Here is a 17,335-nt window from a genome sequence, read left to right on the forward strand (position 1 = left end):
ATCGACGCAAAAAGACGACATCGTAAAAGCTCATAAAATAGCAAAGGGGATATAAATGAAAATTACAAAATGGGATATGGCCGAAAATATTATAACACCGGAAGACGTAACGGCATATTTATCTGCCGCTCTTGAAGCAGGAGAAGCCGCCGACGTTATCAACGTTATCGGCGCGATTGCCCGCGCGAAAGGTATGACAAAACTTGCCAGAGAAGCAGGCGTAACTCGTGAAGCACTGTATACTTCATTGTCTCCAAACGGCAATCCGTCTTTTATTACGGTTCTGAATATTCTGCGATCAATGGGGATCGTTCTGCAAGCGCAAAAAACACCTGCAGAAAAACTTCCGGTAATGGCTTAAATTCCAGATGGCGCAGGGAACTTCGCGTTGCATGTTTTCATAAGGTGATTGCGCAGGTTCTATCTTTATCTTGTAATTTTTGGCAGTAAGAACGTTACCATTATTTATTACCAATGTATAAGAAATTGAAATCAAAACGATGTCGCCTTTCCTCGATTCAGAAAAAAGTGTTGCAGACTTTCCTCCTTCGCAGTCAAACGAAAAACTTGCAGTGTCCGCACCTTAAATTTCCTGTATAAAACCATTATACAAAAAAAGCGGTTGTGCAAGATTTCATTTTTGAAGTACTGCGGACGGACAGGGCGGATATGTTTATAAAAATTTATCGTTTTGCGCGTAAAAAAACTCCGAAAATGAAAAAATTCTGCGATATATACTATGCACGCCTTGTGCAAAAAGCGTTTGCCGGCCGGCAGTATACGCTTGGGAACTTCTAAAAGTCCGACCGAGTTTTTAGAGGAACCTGTTTGATTTTGACACGGAAGATACGGTTTAAAACCGGCAGTACAGGAGTTTTTATGAATCAATTAAATTCGATTATCCTCGAAGGGAACATCACACGCGATGTGTTATTTAAAGAGACGCCGCACGGCTGCAAAGTATGTACCATTCCGATCGCGGTAAACCGCTGGTACAAAAACGACGACGGACGGGGCATCGAAGAAGTGTCGTACTTCGATGTGGAAGCGTTCGGCAAGATGGCCGAATACTGTGAAAAACGCGTTACAAAAGGAAGGGGCTTGCGCGTCGTCGGAAGATTGAAACAAAGCCGCTGGAAAGGAGCGGACGGAAAAAATGCAAGCCGCGTTACGATCATAGCGGAACACATCGAATTCAAACCGCAAGTCGGAAAGAGAGCCGATTCCGATGCGGAACTTGCAGGCATAGCGGAGGCGACGGCGGCATCCGCCGAAGAATTCGAAGATATGGAAGAAGCGGCGGTATTTTAAAAAAGACGAGACGGCCGTTCGGTAGGGTGCCGGACGGCATTCCCTCATTTTTTTATACGGGGACAGGTTCTCGTTCCCTGCGATTTTTGCTCCTCGACGCGTTTCGGCGAATTAAAGCCTCCGCACGAATAAAATCCCTCTTTCCAATTAAAGCGGTACGCGCCGTCAAGCGGGATTTTTTTAATAACCGAATTCATCACTTCGCGCAATTCCGGCTTTGTCACCTTCGTTTTCGAAAAATCGAGCAAAATGCGTTTGATGCCGTCGCCGTAGAGGATGTCGCATTTATCCGTCACCGAAAACGCCGTTTCAGGCATGACGAACGAACCGTCCGGCGTCGAATTGACTTTAAATGCCGTGCCCTCTTTATCGGTAAAATACGTAAAGTCGTATGAGGGCGGGAGTTTGAATCGCAGGCGAAAGAGCGCGGGATACGCGAACACGGACACGAGGATACGGGAACGGACGGACGGCGGAAAAGTTGCCAAAAGATTTTTGCGCGAATTTTCATACGGCATGACAAAGGCACCGATATTTTGATTTTCGAGCCACGAAACCGCCCAACGGTTGAAAGTATAGAGGTAGGGGCCGGCTATAACGTTCGCGCCTTTTTTCCCTTTCAGCATCGCGATATGGGCGATATTGTTTGCGATAAACGTCGTAAAGCCGTCGCCGATGAGCGCGTCGAGCGTTTGCCGCAATGAGTTTTCGGTTTCGGGCGGACAAAAGGGATCGAGAGAAATGATGAGCTGCTTTTTGGAAAGCGGCAGCACGGTTTTGTGATTTACAAGATCGTACAACGTTTCGCCGTTCAGTTCGATGATGACGCGCACGGGATGAGAGGATTGGACGACGAACACGTCCGCTACGGATGACACTTGCACGTATAAACCTTCGGGAAAAAATTGCAGTTCGTTTTTGCCGACGCTCGTCAAATCGAGGACGGGAAGCTTTTCGTCTCTCGGCTGCCTCCGATACTGCGACACATCGCGCGCGAGGACGCGAGCGTAACGCTTCGATGCGGCTTTCATCTGCAAGAGGTATACGCTGTCGCCGACTTGAAAACCGCCGGGTACGTCTATCCATCGAGTCCCGTCTGCATCCGTTTCCGCACTGCGCACTTTACGGCTTACGCGGCCGGAATCGTCCCTGCGGTGCAGTCGGATCGAATCTCCGGGATCGGGATCGTAAGAGCCGCCTTTTAAGCGCGCCATCTGCACGCGAAGCTGTTCCGGCGGAGTGCCGGGCGCAGCGTTTTTCTTTTCCGCTTCGACGAGAGAGGCGGGAGCGGGTTTCAGCGCAACGATTTTTCCGAGGTAGATACCCGTACCGCCCGCCTGATCGGGGTTCAATATCTCCTCCCCCGCCTTTTCGATGCCCTCCGCCTGCGTTTTAAAATTATACCAATACGACGATTTCGACCGCGCAAAATCGGATGCAAGCATGCGTTTCGCCGTTATGATCGCGCCTTTTTTATCTTCCTTCCAGTGATCCATAACATAGCGGTAAGCGGCGACGACGGTGCCGACATATTCCGCGCTTTTCATGCGCCCTTCGATTTTAAATGAAGCGACGCCCGCCTCTTCGAGATCGGGAACCTCGGAGACGAGTTCGAGATCACAGGGTGAAAAATAATACCCTTCCGAAACGCCGCCGCGCTGTTCCGCCGCATAATAGCGGCGGCAGGCCTGCGTACACATGCCGCGGTTTGCCGACTTACCGCCGAGAAAACTCGAAAACAGGCACAGTCCCGATTCGCTCACGCACAGTGCACCGTGCACGAACACTTCGAGTTCCGCCGTCGTCGCAGCTTTTATCGATTTGATTTCTTCGAGGCCGAGTTCGCGCGCAAGAACGACGCGCTTGACGCCTTCCCTGCTCAAAAGATTTACGCCCGCCGCGCTTTCAACGTTCATCTGGGTCGACGCGTGCAGTTCCATCGACGGAAAAAATTCTTGTGCCATGCGGATGACGGCAAAATCCTGCACGATGAGCCCGTCGGGCTTTACCCTGTCGAGGTAGCACAAGAGCCGATACAGCTTTTCCGTCTCGTGCTCTTCGCACACCGTGTTGACCGTAACGTATATTTTTTTGCCGAGTCGATGAACGGCATCGACCGCCGCTTCGAATTGATTCCACGCAAAATTCGTCGTGCGAAGCCGCGCGTTAAAGCTTTTGAGACCGAGATATACCGCATCGGCTCCTTCGCCGATAGCCGCATCGAGCGATTCGATATTACCCGCCGGCGCCAATAATTCTGCCATACGCGCAACTATAGCAGAAATCGAAACGAAGCGCCACAGGAGCTCCGGCACACGGAACGCCGGCGATTGGTCGAAACGCTTCCGTTATTCTATGGGATTGACCGCACCCTTTACGATTTTTTCGACGCGCCAATTTTCAGAAGTCTGCACGACGATATTGCCGAGCGTACCGTTTTCGGCCGCACGCCGGAGCGCGATACAGCCCGAACGTTTCAGCATCTTCGACGCGGTTAAACCGTCCGTGCTCGCCGCATCACCGGGTAAAGCGCTTTTCCAAAAACCTTGCGCCGCAATGTTTTCCGCCGCTTTTTTTACGTTTTCATTGCTCCACGCCGTACTCTCCGAAGGCGCATACACTACTGCGTCGAGCACGTCGCCGGTAAAAGAATTGACGAGCATGAGCGTATCCTCTTTATCGCCCAAACACGCTTTTTCATTCGGCGACCAAATATCGCGAACAACGGAAGACGTATACCATCCCGATGAAAGCGCGATGTTGTCTCCCGTTTCGCTTACGCAACCCTCCCCTTTTGTACGCAGATGAACGACTATAACGTCCCCCGAACGCACTTCTGCGGCAGGAAGCGTAAACGCCCTGTCGCTCCCGTCCGCTGCACTTTGAATCGCGAGCCCCGCAGTATTTCCGTTCGTAAGCGCATACAGTTCGACGAATTCGCATTTTGCATATCCGCCGTTCGACGCGGAAGCGAACTGCGGGTGAACGCCGCTGATGACGGCTCTCGGCATGTGTCCGTTAAAACCGATAAAGGGCACGGAAAACGTAAGCGTGTTGCCGTTTTCATCTTTCGCTTCGCCGTACAGCGCGTAGCGCACGCCGGCTTCGAGCGATTCTGCCGCCTCCGCAATCGCCGTCTTCCCGTCGCCGCTGTAAGAAACGGTGACGGAAATACCCCCCGATTCTCCCGACGCGGCTATCGGTGAAAAACCGTCCTGTTCGGCAGACACGGCACCGTTCGAAAAAGGCGCTGCCCGAGTGATGACCGCTCCCGTAATCGTTACGCGCTCGGAAAACGTAAGCGACACGCGGAGGGCGCTTTCTGCGGAATAGGATTCGAGTACCGGAGCTGCATAATCGCCGCGCAGCAGCTGCAAACCCTCGTCCGTCGCTTTGCACGAAACCGGACAAAGCGCAAACGATACGACCGCACTCAAAAGCGCCGTCTGCAAAAACCATACGAATACCCGTATACGTTCTTTTTTCACGTTTCGACCTCCCGATCATAGAAGCGCCGCCGATCGGCCCGAATGCGGAACAATCGGCGACACCGAAAAATCCGTACGCACACCTCTAAAAATCCGATCGATTTTTTAGGGATGCCCTACACATATAGATCGAGAAAAAATAACAAAAAGAGGAAGTTTTTTGAAAAAAAATTACAGCGGGCGTCGATACGAACGCTATAGCACTTCAGTGATGGAATTAATGATATGCAACACTTTTGAAAAACCCGTCGCTTCGACGGCTTCGCGGACTTCTGCAGAAGGCGACAGCAAGTATAAAACGTGTCCTCTGTCCTCTCCGTCGTTAAAGGCGGCCATAATCGTTCCCATACCGGAATAATCGATTTCGGAGACTTTCGATAAATCGAGTACGACGTTATCGCCTCCGATCGCGTCGTACAGTTTTTGCTGCAGCTCGGCAAGCGTATACGCGTTGATCGCGCCCGAGAGTTCATACAACACGTAATTCGCGCCGCTTTTTTCCGTAATCGTCAATTGATCCATAGCCAGTCCTATACGTATTTTATAACGAGGGCACTTACATCCGCCTCAATTTCTTTCGACATAAATTTAACGAGATTGTCATAGACGAACTGCGCCATGCGGGAAGCGGGAAACGTCAGATTCGAAAGCATAACCTGTTGTACGCGCTCTTTGCCGAAAACATCTCCGCGAAGCGAACGCGACGTGAGGACGCCGTTCGTACACGAAAGGACGATATCGCCTTTGGTAAGTTTGATTTGGCGCACCGAAATATACGGCGCAATATCGCGCACAAAGCCGAGCACGTGGCCGCGGCCTTGAATTTCGATAATATTATTGTACGACTGCGTATACACAAAAATCGCGGGAATGCCGCAGTTGATGTAATACATCACATCGGCGGAAAAATCGACGAGCGCAAAAGTGCCGTTGAATATACTGCCCTTCGGAAGATTTTCGCGGATAAATAAATTAACTCGTTGGACAAGCATTTTAAAATCGTGTGTTTTGTCAAGAAAGGTTCTGATAACCGATTTTAAAATGACCATGTTCATACTCGCGGCAATTCCCTGTCCGCTCAAACTTCCGATAACGAACAGATGCGTGCGATCGTTGATCCTGATCAAATCGATAAATTCTCCGCCGATATTGTGCGCCGATTTCATGATATAACCGACATCGGCTTTCGGATTTTTAACGGCATCGACGTCTTCCTGAATGGACGCGATGATTTGAGACGACATACGAATTTCACGGTTAACCGTACCGATGATCTCTCTGTTCGAAATATTGCGCATATAATAGCCGAATACGAAAAAGTACGAATACAGGCGCGTAAGGATGGAAATATCGTAAGCCGTATAGTGTTCGCCGCTCGTCTTTAAGCCGAGCGTAATGCAGCCGAGCAAATTGTGCCCTTCGCTCAACAGGATGAGCGCGTCCGAATGCGTATCCGCAAAGAGCGCGGCGAGTTCTTCCCGCGCCTCCGCAATATCGCTGCGCGCATCGATTTCCGAAAGCGCGATGACGTTGCGGCCTGCGTTCAACAGCGCATCGAACGCGGGGTTGTCGGCACGAACGGGGATATCGCGGGTAGCGGAAGAAAACGCGTTCTCAAGATACTCTTCGCCGCTATTGACGAATACGGACATGGACGAGCACTGTACGTTTCTCGTAAACATATTGTATACGCTCATGATGATTTCGTCCATTTCGCCGCTGTAGTCGATCGACGCGAGATCGGTTCCGAACGCGGCTTCATAATCGGTCGGGCGAAGACGGCGCGTCGTCGTAAGGTATTTCGACATACCCCAAATAAATACGAGCGACAGTGTAGTACCGACAACCAAAATCGTATAAAACAGCATCGAGCGGCCGCCGACGATCGGGAACAACAACGTGAAAACGGCAACGAGAAAAACGCTCGGAATAATATATGCGAACAAAAGCCGGAGCATGTACACAAGCGCATCGCTTGCGGACGGCATCGCTCTAACCGATTCCGAGCGCAGCAGCATCAGCAAAAGGAATTCGTATGCGAGCGGATAGAACAGATAAAAACCGGCTATGTCCTGCGACAAAAAGTTGAGGAATATGAGCATAGCCCACATAAAGAGCACTGAAAACAATTCAAGATAGCCGAGATATCTTTCGAGCCGCGTAGAACGGTATTCGTTGAGCAGCAGCATGATAAGAACGCAAGCACCCGGCAGCACAAAGCGATACAAAACAATAAAAACGGTAAGCCATGTCCACGTAAAAATATTCGCCAGTTCTCCGCTGAAGATATATTGCGAAACGATCTTTATGCCGCCGTCGGCAGAAATTACGATCAACTGGAATTTCATAAATACGATATACAGGGCAAACGCAAATAAAATTACCATCATAGTGATGATGAGCGGGATACCTCGTTTTGCCCTTCGTAAAATAAAGTAAAATGAAATATTTGTTAAAAAGACGGCTTCTATAAAAAAGAGCAGCTTGGCGACCAGCAGGAAGACGCCTTCACCGAACGGCAAATTGATTGCGGCGGTAAGCAACAGGGAAAGAATCGTCGCTAAAACAATATCAGAGACAATGCGATCGCTGTATATGCCTTTTGTACGATGTACATAGTTTGTATAAAATGAAAACCAAATAAAAAAAACGGAAAGCGCAAAATTGAGTATTACAAACGCCATATCAACCCACCTTTGCAACCATCATCGTGACATCGTCGTGCAGCCGCGCGCCGCCGTTGTATTCGGGAATCAAACGTACGATATCGTCGATAAATTCCTGCGGCGTTTTGTCGGCGCTTACACACAGCATTTCTTTAAAGACGTCGCTGCTGCCGAGCTGGATGCCGTCGCTGTTCATGATTTCCGATAAACCGTCGGAGGCAATGAGGATCACGTCTCCGCGATAGAGCTTTCGCTCTTCGACGGTGATGTCACCCAAATCGATGATGCCGACAAGACTCGCAGTCGATGCGAGCGGCTTTATCTTATATCCGCTTGCCGCACGAGAGAGAACGAGCGGGTCGGATATGGACGCATTCACATAGCGCATCGTCATCGCATCGGTATCGACGAGACCGAGAAACAATACCGTATATTTATCCTGCAGTTTCATGTTTTTTATCGCTCTATCGATTTCACGGATAATGTTTTCGATGTCTTCTTTATCGTCGATGATCTTCAACGTATTTACGACGAGACCCATGATAAGTGCCGCCGCGAGTCCTTTGCCGGAAACGTCACCGAGCAAGAGCAGCGTTTTGTGTTTATTGATCGGCAAAACGGAATAATAATCACCCGAAACGTTGATAAGCGGTTTGTAATAAGCGGCGAGCTGCAGCTTCGAAATGACGGGCATCTTCTGCGGAAGAAACGAGCGCTGCGTATCCGCAAGCAGCTGCCATTCTTTCGTCAAATCGGAAATTTCGGTGAGGTTTGAAATCGTACGGGAGCGCGATTGAAAACGCGAAAATTCTTCATAGAGCTGCCGATACGCATCGGCATCAAACAGTTTTGTGTAGCGGCAAAAAATAAAAAGCTGCTGGTCGCCGCACACAAAGAAAAAGCCGCGCGCCGTTTTTGCCGATGAAACGATACCGAGCGAATCATCGAGCAAATACGTTCCTGTCGGCCACGAAAGCGGAAAGTTCCGCGCAAGTACATCGCGTACTTCCTGCGAGGATGCAAAGCGATCGGGACTGTTGTACAAAACGTAATTTTTTTTCCGATCGATAAAGAGAACGGAACAGCCCGCTTCGTTTTCGAGGATATCCGCAAATACTTTATACAGGTCGTCGAGCGAATAGCAAAAACGCAGACGGTTGGTAAAGTGCGTTAAATAGCGCGTTTCGCTTTTTTCGAAAATTCGTTGATGTATTCTGCTGCCGATCATATCGCGTACGGCATCGCCCCCGATCAGCAAGAGAACGAAAACGGTCGTAGGAATCGATATGCGCAAGAAAAACGAGTGTCCGGCAATTTCTTCCGGCACGAGCATCGATGACACGACGATAAACAGAATTAAGATTGCCACGTTGACGGTAAGAAAAACGATTCGCTTCCGCGTTTTATACATAGATACCTCGACAACATTATGAAATATACGTAATTGGAATTGTAATAGTATAGCATATTATCGAGGATTTCGCATAGATGGCGCAAAGGCATCTCCGCAAAAATTTGCAGGAACGAACCGTCAGCGGCTGAGCGATTCGAGCGGAATGAGAGCGGGAGACGTCGTCGGATTTTCGAGTGCGAGGTATTGTTCGAGGAGCGCCTTTTGCTGTGCGCTCAAACGCGAGGGCACTTGCACGACAATTTTGACGTAGAGGTCGCCTCTCCGGGAAGTACCCGTATACGGCACGCCTTCGCCTTTGATACGCAAGAGTTTGCCGTTCGACGTTCCCGCAGGCACTTTAACGCTTACGCGTTTGTCGTCGAGGAGCGGTATCGTTATCTCGGCACCGAGGGATGCCTGTGCCATCGTGATCGGGACGGCACAGTAGAGATCCTGCCCCGAACGCTCGAAAAAGCGGTCTTCGGCGACGTGGATAACGACGATCAAGTCCCCCGCCGGGCCGCCGTTTTGTCCCGCATCTCCTTGATGCGGAATGTCGATACGCTTGCCGTTGTCGACGCCTGCGGGAATCGTCAGGGTCATCATTTTATTTTTTTCCTGCACGCCCGACCCGTGACATACGGAACACGGCTTATCGATGACCGTTCCCGTTCCGCGGCAAGTCGGGCAGGTTTGCTGGAACGCAAAATATCCTGAACTCCGCCTGATTTGCCCCGTTCCCTGACACGAGGGGCAGGTTTTGCGGCTTGAGCCTGCAGCGCCTCCGGTACCGTGACAGGTATCGCAGACTTCGTTATGCGTAAATCGGATTTCGGCTTTCGTACCGAATACCGCAGCTTTAAATGATATTTCCAAATCGTAGCGGAGCGTCGCGCCCTGAGCATGCCCGTCGGAACTTCTATGCGAAGCAGAGGAAAATCCGCCGCCGAAAATGTTTTCGAATATGTCGCCGAAGCCGCCGCCCATGCCGCCGAAGAGGTCGCTGAAATCGTGAAACGCGTGAGAATACTGTGCGCCGCCGGATGCCGCACCGTCGACGCCTGCAAAACCGTATTGATCGTAAAGGGGGCGCTTTTTGTCGTCGGAAAGCACTTCGTACGCTTCCGTCGCTTCTTTGAATTTTTCTTCGGCCGCCTTATCGCCGGGGTTTCTGTCGGGATGATATTTTATCGCAAGTTTGCGGTACGCCTTTTTAATATCGTCGAGAGAAGCGCTTTTTTCAACGCCGAGCACTTCGTAATAATCACGTTTTTCCGCCATATCTTCTGCCAAAAATCAATATTCGTAAATATAATACCATAAAAAACACCTCCGACGCAATCGGACGGAGGTGTTTTCGCGTCTTACGGGAGAGGCCGGACAAAGGTCTATGCACTCATATCCGTTTCGCATATAGGACTTCGCAAAATCGCCGAGGCCCTATATACGCTTTATTTGTCGTCGTGCACTTCGTATTCGGCGTCGTCGGCTTTGCCTTTGTCAAAACCGCCCGACTGCTGCGAGCCTTGTTCGCTTCCGGCGCCGCCGCTTTGGGCTTGGCCCCCCGCGCCCTGCTGCTGTGCGGCTTGCTGTTTGTACACTTCTTCGGCGATCTTGTAGGACGCCTGCTTGAGCGCTTCCGTTTTCGACTTGATCTCTTCGACGTTGTCGCCTTCGAGCGCTTTTTTCAGCGCCGCAACGGCATCGTCGATCGCCTGCTTATCCGCAGCGTTTACTTTATCGCCCAAATCTTTCAGCGTCTTTTCCGTCGCGTAGATAAGGCTGTCCGCATCGTTTCGCGCATCGACGCTTTCGCGTTTGGCTTTATCGGCGGCGGCGTTCGCTTCCGCATCTTTTACCATGCGGTTGATTTCCTCTTCGCTCAAACCGCTCGATGAGGTGATTTGGATGTGCTGCTCTTTGCCCGTGCCCAAATCCTTTGCGCTGACGTGAACAATACCGTTCGCATCGATGTCGAAAGTGACTTCGATCTGCGGTACTCCGCGAGGAGCCGCCGGGATACCGACGAGGTCGAAATTGCCGAGCGTGCGGTTTTGCGCCGCCATCTCGCGCTCTCCCTGCAGTACGTGAATCGATACCGCCGTCTGTCCGTCGGCCGCCGTCGAAAAGATTTGGCTCTTTTTCGTCGGGATCGTCGTATTGCGCGGAATGAGCTTCGTAAAGACGCCGCCCATCGTTTCAATGCCGAGCGAAAGAGGCGTTACGTCGAGGAGGAGCACGTCCTTTACGTCTCCGCCCAAAACGCCGCCCTGGATCGCAGCGCCTACGGCGACCGCTTCATCGGGGTTTACCGAGCGGTTGCCTTCTTTTCCGAAAATCGCTTTGACGACTTCCTGCACTTTAGGCATACGGCTCGAACCGCCGACGAGCAGCACTTCGTCGATTTTATCCGGCGTAATGCCGGCATCGCTCATCGCTTTTTTGCACGGCTCTTTCGTCGCATCGAGCAAGTCCGCCGTCATCGCTTCAAACTGCGCCCGCGTCAGCGTTTTTTGCAAATGCTTCGGACCGGACGCGTCGGCGGTGATAAAGGGCAGATTGATGTCCGCCGTCGTCTGCGACGAAAGCTGAATCTTCGCGTTTTCCGCAGCTTCGCGCAAGCGCTGCATCGCCATAGCGTCGTTCGACAGATCGATGCCGCCGGTGTCTTTTTTAAACTCGTCGACAAGCCAGTTGATGATTCGCCTGTCCCAGTCGTCGCCGCCGAGCTGCGTATTGCCGTTCGTCGATTTGACTTCGAAAACGCCGTTGCCGAGCTCGAGGATGGAAATATCGAAAGTACCGCCGCCCAAATCGTAAACCGCGATCGTCTTTTCTTTGCTCGAATCTTTATTGAAACCGAAAGCGAGAGAAGCTGCGGTCGGTTCGTTGATGATTCGCTTGACGTCAAGACCTGCGATTTTGCCGGCATCCTTTGTCGCCTGGCGCTGCGCGTCGTTGAAATACGCGGGCACCGTGATAACCGCTTCCGTCACCGGCTGACCGAGGTAATCCTCCGCCGTCTTTTTCATCTTTTGCAAAATGAAAGCGCTGATCTCCTGCGGGCTGTACTGCTTTTTTTCGCCGTTTTGTTCGATTTCAACTCTTACGTCTTCACCGTGGTCGATAACCTTGTACGGCAGCTTCGTCGCTTCTCCCTTCAATTCGGAAAAGCGGTGCCCGATGAGGCGCTTAATGGAATACACCGTATTTTTCGGGTTCGTCACCATTTGGTTTTTTGCCGGAAGCCCGACGATGCGGTCGCCCTTCGACGTAAAGCCGACGATGGACGGAGTGGTTCTCCCGCCCTCCGAATTCTGAATGACGACCGGTTCGCCGTTTTCCATAACGGCGACGCATGAATTCGTTGTTCCTAAATCAATACCGATAATTTTTCCCATGTCAATATCTCCTCAATTATTTCGAATCGGATTTCTGTCCGGCTTTTTCGTCCGATTGAACCGAACCGTCGGGCATTGTCACCATAACCTTTGCGTGTCTGATAATCCTGTCTTTTAACTTATATCCCTTTAAATATACTTCTTTTAAAACCGGTTCGACAACAGCGCCCTCTACACTGCCGATCGCTTCGTGTTCGTCGGGATCGAAGACATCGCCGGGTACCCCGTAGCTCGACAGATTGTATTTGTCTTCGAGCATTTTGACGAGCGACGCGTTTATCATCTTTACGCCGTCGGCGATCGATTTTACGTCTTTTGCGCTCGACGCAGCGTCTACCGTACGGTCGAAATTGTCGAGACTTTCGAGCAGATCGTGCAAAAGATTTTCGTTCGCGTAGTCGAATACGTCCTGCTTTTCTTTCAGCATACGCTTGCGGTAATTGTCGAAATCGGCCGCACGGCGCAGCACTTGATCTTTCAAATCGGCGTTTTCTTTTTTGAGCGCGTCGATTTGTTTTTCAAGCTCCGAAAGTGTATCTTTACCCGAATCTTCCGTCGAAAGCGTTTCGCCCGATTTTTCGGAGGCGCAGGCGTCCGCCTTTTCAGACGGTTTACAGGCTGCGCTGTTTTTTCCGCCGCTTTCCTGCATTGCACCGTCGTGCGCTTTGTCTTTCGGCGTCGTGCCGTTCGGCGTTTCGTTTTTCGTTTTTTCTTTCTTTTCCGATTCACCCATGTACTGTCACCTGTAAAAGTATTTACTATAAATGTACTAAGCCTCTTGCCAAGCGTCAAGAAAATTATAGCGATTTAATTTTACCGGATGGCGCCGAAACGATCGATACCGATTTTTTTTCTTGCGTTTTGAAAATCTCATGATATAATGAAAGCATTAATTCGGAACCGAAAGGGTATTCAATCATCGATATGTCGTCAATTCGGTCTCTTATGGAGGATTTTATGAAAAAGTTGGCAGGGGTACTCGTATTGTTTGCGCTGGTCTTCGTCGGATGTAAAAAAGCCGATAAAAAGGCAGCTGCAAACGACGTCAGCGGCAAAATCGTCATCTATACGTCGATGTACGAAGACGTTATCGATGCGGTAAGTAAAAAACTCAAAACGCAATTCCCGCATCTCGAAGCGGAATTCTTTTACGGCGGCACCGGAAAAATTCAAGCTAAAATCGCCGCGGAAAAAGACAGCGGCAAACTCGGCTGCGATATGATGATGGTCGCCGAACCCGCCTATTCGCTCGAATTGAAAGAAAACGGCATGCTGCACAATTATATGTCGCCGGAAGCGGCTTCCCTTTCGTTCGAATACGATAAAGAGGGCGCGTGGTATCCGGTACGCATCTGCACGATGGTTCTCGCCTACAATCCCGAAAAATATTCCACAAAAGAAATACCGACGACGCTCAAAGCTTTCGCAACCGATCCGCGTCTTACCGGCTACAGTTCCATGTCGAACCCGCTCACGTCGGGCACCGCTATGGCTTCGATCGTCGGTCTCCTCGACGCGTACGGTGAAGACTATTTTGTCGGACTCGGGAAGCAGCGCGTAGCAATCGAATCCGGCTCCGTCGCGCTCACCAAGCTTGAAACCGGCGAATGCAAAGAGATTATGATACTCGAAGAATCCGTATTGAAAAAACGGCAGGAAGAAGGTTCGAAGCTCGCGGTCATCTACCCCGAAGACGGAGTATTGTGCATTCCGTCGACGGTTATGACGGTCAACGAAAAATGGTGCGCAAACAACAATATCAAAGCGTGCGAAGCGGTAACCGACTGGCTGCTCGGCAAAGACGGACAGCAATGCATGGTGGACGGCTGGATGCATTCGGTGAGAGGCGACGTCGATTACGTTCCCTACGATTCCATTCCGAACAGCGAAGTGTACGCAAAGACGATCCCGATCGATTGGGAAAAATGTTACAAAGAACGCGATTCGATCCGCACGGCATTCGAAGAGCACGTCACGATTAAAAAATAAATAGGTTGAATGTCGAGTGTTGAAAGCATAAGCTTGATAAAGCTGTGCTTTCAGCGAGAACCCGTCCGCTTAGCCGCGGTCGAGCTTTTAGGGTAGGCTTCCGTAAGCTTAACGCTCGAAACGGCACGCAGCCGGAACCTCGCCGTAAGCATAATTTTATTTATTTTCAAACCTCGCCATTCATTTTGTGTGTGAAACGGATGGAAAACAAATTGGAAAGTCAAAAAAAACTGTATTTCGATTACAAATGGGTGATCATCTTTTTGATTGTCGGATTTTTGATCGTCTTTCAAGTGCTGCCGCTCGTCTACCTGCTCGTCCGCTCCATGTTTATCAACGGGCGTTTTTCGCTCGAAGGCTTTAAAAACATCTACTCATACGCCCTCAATTGGACGTGCTTAAAGACGACGCTCGTTGCGGCGACGCTCACGATGCTCTTCGGCGTACTGCTTTCGTTTCCGCTCGCGTGGCTTGTCGGACGCACGAATCTCTACGGCAAAAAAATATTCCGCACCGTCTTCGTCATGACCTATATGGTGCCGCCCTATGTCGGAGCGATGGCGTGGCTCAGGCTTTTGAACCCGACCGTCGGCACGATGAACGTCGTCCTCGCAAAAATTTTTCACCTGTCGCAAAATCCGTTCAACATCTACACGGTCGGCGGCATGGTATGGGTGTTGACGACGTTTTATTATCCTTATGCATTTATCACGATTTCGCGCGCTATGGAAAAAATGGATCCCTCGCTCGAAGAAGCGTCCCGCATATCGGGAGCGTCTCCGCTGAAAACGCTTTTTACCGTCACGATTCCGCTCGCGCTTCCGAGCCTCATCGCCGCAGCTTTGCTCGTATTCGTCGCGGCCGCTTCGTGTTACGGCATTCCGTCGATCATCGGAGCGCCGGGGCAGATATACACGGTGACGACGCGCATCATCGACTACGTGCAGATCGGAAACGACGAAGGACTCACGCATGCGACCTGCCTCGCCGTCTTTCTCATGGCGGTCGCATTGATAATTTTGTACGTGTCGAATTTCATCGTCGGAAAAAAAGAGTACATCACCGTGTCGGGAAAATCGACGCATCCGTCCATCGTTGATTTGGGAAGATGGAGAATACCCGTTACGATCCTCGTCGTGCTCTTTGCGATTCTCGTCGTCGTCATTCCGTTTTGGACGGTCATTTCCACGTCGGTTACGATGAACATGGGCAAAGACGTATTCGCCGAAAACAATATCACGTGGCGTTATTGGAAAATCATCTTTTCGCGTAAATCGATTTTAAACTCGTTTAAAAACAGCATCACTTACGCTTTTCTCGCCGCGACTTTCGGCATGATCGTCAGCGTCGTCATGGCGTGGCTTTTAAAACGCACAGAAGCGAAGGGTCGCGAAATCCCGGACTTTTTAATAACCGTCGGAAGCGGCACCCCGAGCGTCGTCATCGCCCTTGCGCTCATCATGACGATGACCGGAAAATTCCGTATCAACATCTACAATACGATAGGCATCATGGTTATCGCGTACATGATCAAATACATGATGATGGGAATGCGCACCGTCGTATCCGCTTTTACGCAGATAAGCCCGTCGCTCGAAAGCGCCGCTCAAATAGCGGGCGCGGGCTGGGTGCAGCGCTTAAAAGACGTCGTGCTGCCGCTTATAAGCCCTTCGGTCGTCGCAGGCTGGTTTCTCATCTTTATGCCGTGCTTTTACGAGCTGACGATGTCGACGCTTTTGTATTCGAACAGCACGAAAACGCTCGGCGTGGAATTGTTTACGTATCAAACCTTCCACAGCCAGCAGACGGCGTCGGCGCTTGCAACGGCGATCCTTGCGATCGTCATCATTATGAATACGATGCTGAATAAATTGACAAAGGGCAAATTTTCGATTTAGCTTCGGGCGCGCAGGACGCAGGTCGGCCGCAAGCCCTGCGAAATTTTTATTTATAAGTTAGGATAGTTTAGGAGAAATTATGTCAACGGTAAGTATTAAAAACGTAACGAAAGTATACGACGACGAAACGGTCATCGATACGTTCAACGCGGAAATAAAAGACGGAGAGTTCATAACGCTGCTCGGCCCTTCCGGCTGCGGAAAAACGACGCTTTTGCGTATGATAGCGGGCTTCAGAAAACCTTCGACCGGTTCGATTTCGATCGCAGGAAAAATCGTGTCGGACGATACGACTTTCGTGCCGCCTGAAAAACGCGGCATCGGTATGGTCTTTCAAACCTACGCAGTGTGGCCGCACATGAACGTATTCGACAACGTCGCCTATCCGCTGAAAATTCAAAAGCTGAAAAAAGATGAAATCAAAAAGCGCGTCGGTGCGATCCTCGAAATCGTGCACTTGAGTCAATACGAAAAACGTATGCCGTCCCAGCTTTCAGGCGGTCAGCAGCAACGCGTAGCGCTCGGAAGAGCCCTCGTCGCCGAACCGAAACTGCTCCTCCTCGACGAACCGCTTTCAAACCTCGACGCCAAGCTGCGAGAAAGTATGCGCTTCGAAATCAAAGATATTCAAAAAAAGCTCGGCATTACCGTCGTCTACGTCACGCACGACCAAGTCGAAGCGATGACGATGAGCGACCGCGTGTTTTTAATAAACAACGGCGTCGTACAGCAAGTCGGCTCCCCGCTCGAAATCTACCGCAGCCCCGTCAATCAATTCGTCGCAAACTTTGTCGGAAAAGCGAACTTTCTCAAAGGGACGGCGGACGGCGGACGCATTTCGATAGCGGGAACGAATCAAAGCGTGCCGTATTCGGGAAAGCTTTCGGGGAAAGTCGTGCTGACGCTGCGACCCGAAAACGTAAAGATCGTTCCGTCGGGAGGAGATCTCACCGGTACGATTCAAAACATGTACTATCTCGGAGATGAAAACGACTGCCGCGTCGACTTGGGAGGCGTTTCGCTTCGCATCATCGCAGATCCGCACAGCTTCGATTCGCTTTCTACCGGACAAAAGGTCGATATGAAAATTCAAGACGAATTGGTATACGCCGACGACGGCAAAGACGATCAGTATAAAATTTTGACGTGATACAGGGACGGGAGCCGTATCGGAGCACTTTACGGCTTC

13 protein-coding genes are annotated in these 17,335 nt (G+C 50.6%); 5 read left to right on the forward strand and 8 right to left on the reverse strand.

Annotated elements, in window-relative coordinates:
* The first annotated feature begins 55 nt into the window (after positions 1-55).
* Both IZU26_RS01695 and IZU26_RS01700 read left to right on the forward strand, forming a co-directional pair.
* Positions 56-361, forward strand: coding sequence for an addiction module antidote protein (locus IZU26_RS01695; protein ID WP_021330529.1), 306 nt, complete (start codon positions 56-58; stop codon positions 359-361).
* Positions 362-879: 518 nt separating this feature from the next.
* Positions 880-1,311: a single-stranded DNA-binding protein gene (locus IZU26_RS01700; RefSeq protein ID WP_433276271.1), complete on the forward strand. Its 432-nt coding sequence runs from the start codon at positions 880-882 to the stop codon at positions 1,309-1,311.
* A gap of 44 nt (positions 1,312-1,355) precedes the next feature.
* Here IZU26_RS01700 and IZU26_RS01705 read toward each other — a convergent pair whose 3' ends face one another.
* The 8 genes from IZU26_RS01705 to IZU26_RS01740 all read right to left on the reverse strand — a co-directional run bounded on the left by IZU26_RS01705 (position 1,356) and on the right by IZU26_RS01740 (position 12,992).
* A complete protein-coding gene (locus IZU26_RS01705) occupies positions 1,356-3,575 on the reverse strand; it encodes a peptidase U32 family protein (protein ID WP_433276273.1) in 2,220 nt (739 codons plus the stop codon).
* A gap of 84 nt (positions 3,576-3,659) precedes the next feature.
* Positions 3,660-4,799: a hypothetical protein gene (locus IZU26_RS01710; protein WP_433276274.1), complete on the reverse strand. Its 1,140-nt coding sequence runs from the start codon at positions 4,797-4,799 to the stop codon at positions 3,660-3,662.
* Positions 4,800-4,994: 195 nt separating this feature from the next.
* On the reverse strand, positions 4,995-5,321 hold the full coding sequence (locus IZU26_RS01715) for an STAS domain-containing protein (protein ID WP_433276275.1): 327 nt from the start codon (positions 5,319-5,321) through the stop codon (positions 4,995-4,997).
* Between the two features lie 8 nt (positions 5,322-5,329).
* Positions 5,330-7,483: a PP2C family protein-serine/threonine phosphatase gene (locus IZU26_RS01720; RefSeq protein WP_433276277.1), complete on the reverse strand. Its 2,154-nt coding sequence runs from the start codon at positions 7,481-7,483 to the stop codon at positions 5,330-5,332.
* 1 nt (position 7,484) lies between these two features.
* Positions 7,485-8,876 carry a PP2C family protein-serine/threonine phosphatase gene (locus IZU26_RS01725; protein ID WP_433276279.1) on the reverse strand — a complete coding sequence of 464 codons (1,392 nt, stop codon included), beginning with the start codon at positions 8,874-8,876 and terminating at the stop codon, positions 7,485-7,487.
* 120 nt (positions 8,877-8,996) lie between these two features.
* The gene (gene dnaJ, locus IZU26_RS01730) at positions 8,997-10,139 is read right to left on the reverse strand and encodes a molecular chaperone DnaJ (RefSeq protein WP_433276281.1); all 1,143 of its coding nucleotides are present in this window, start codon (positions 10,137-10,139) and stop codon (positions 8,997-8,999) included.
* A gap of 170 nt (positions 10,140-10,309) precedes the next feature.
* Complete coding sequence (gene dnaK / locus IZU26_RS01735) at positions 10,310-12,259, reverse strand: molecular chaperone DnaK (RefSeq protein ID WP_021330559.1); 1,950 nt, start codon at positions 12,257-12,259, stop codon at positions 10,310-10,312.
* A gap of 16 nt (positions 12,260-12,275) precedes the next feature.
* Complete coding sequence (locus IZU26_RS01740) at positions 12,276-12,992, reverse strand: nucleotide exchange factor GrpE (RefSeq protein WP_433276284.1); 717 nt, start codon at positions 12,990-12,992, stop codon at positions 12,276-12,278.
* A gap of 224 nt (positions 12,993-13,216) precedes the next feature.
* Here IZU26_RS01740 and IZU26_RS01745 point away from each other — a divergent pair, with 224 nt between their 5' ends.
* The 3 genes from IZU26_RS01745 (at position 13,217) to IZU26_RS01755 (ending at position 17,296) form a co-directional block, all read left to right on the forward strand.
* A complete protein-coding gene (locus IZU26_RS01745) occupies positions 13,217-14,248 on the forward strand; it encodes an ABC transporter substrate-binding protein (protein WP_433276286.1) in 1,032 nt (343 codons plus the stop codon).
* Positions 14,249-14,448: 200 nt separating this feature from the next.
* Complete coding sequence (locus IZU26_RS01750; protein ID WP_433276987.1) at positions 14,449-16,146, forward strand: ABC transporter permease; 1,698 nt, start codon at positions 14,449-14,451, stop codon at positions 16,144-16,146.
* A gap of 79 nt (positions 16,147-16,225) precedes the next feature.
* Complete coding sequence (locus IZU26_RS01755; protein ID WP_021330531.1) at positions 16,226-17,296, forward strand: ABC transporter ATP-binding protein; 1,071 nt, start codon at positions 16,226-16,228, stop codon at positions 17,294-17,296.
* Positions 17,297-17,335: the final 39 nt, after the last annotated feature.

Source organism: Treponema sp. SP13 (genome assembly GCF_050938355.1).
Lineage (GTDB): Bacteria > Spirochaetota > Spirochaetia > Treponematales > Treponemataceae > Treponema_D > Treponema_D socranskii.

Coding starts and splice junctions, on each gene's coding strand:
- IZU26_RS01695 (WP_021330529.1), top strand. CDS start 56: ATGAAAATTACAAAATGGGATATGGCCGAAAATATTATAACACCGGAA.
- IZU26_RS01700 (WP_433276271.1), top strand. CDS start 880: ATGAATCAATTAAATTCGATTATCCTCGAAGGGAACATCACACGCGAT.
- IZU26_RS01705 (WP_433276273.1), bottom strand. CDS start 3,575: ATGGCAGAATTATTGGCGCCGGCGGGTAATATCGAATCGCTCGATGCG.
- IZU26_RS01715 (WP_433276275.1), bottom strand. CDS start 5,321: ATGGATCAATTGACGATTACGGAAAAAAGCGGCGCGAATTACGTGTTG.
- IZU26_RS01720 (WP_433276277.1), bottom strand. CDS start 7,483: ATGGCGTTTGTAATACTCAATTTTGCGCTTTCCGTTTTTTTTATTTGG.
- IZU26_RS01725 (WP_433276279.1), bottom strand. CDS start 8,876: ATGTATAAAACGCGGAAGCGAATCGTTTTTCTTACCGTCAACGTGGCA.
- dnaJ (WP_433276281.1), bottom strand. CDS start 10,139: ATGGCGGAAAAACGTGATTATTACGAAGTGCTCGGCGTTGAAAAAAGC.
- dnaK (WP_021330559.1), bottom strand. CDS start 12,259: ATGGGAAAAATTATCGGTATTGATTTAGGAACAACGAATTCATGCGTC.
- IZU26_RS01740 (WP_433276284.1), bottom strand. CDS start 12,992: ATGGGTGAATCGGAAAAGAAAGAAAAAACGAAAAACGAAACGCCGAAC.
- IZU26_RS01745 (WP_433276286.1), top strand. CDS start 13,217: ATGAAAAAGTTGGCAGGGGTACTCGTATTGTTTGCGCTGGTCTTCGTC.
- IZU26_RS01750 (WP_433276987.1), top strand. CDS start 14,449: ATGGAAAACAAATTGGAAAGTCAAAAAAAACTGTATTTCGATTACAAA.
- IZU26_RS01755 (WP_021330531.1), top strand. CDS start 16,226: ATGTCAACGGTAAGTATTAAAAACGTAACGAAAGTATACGACGACGAA.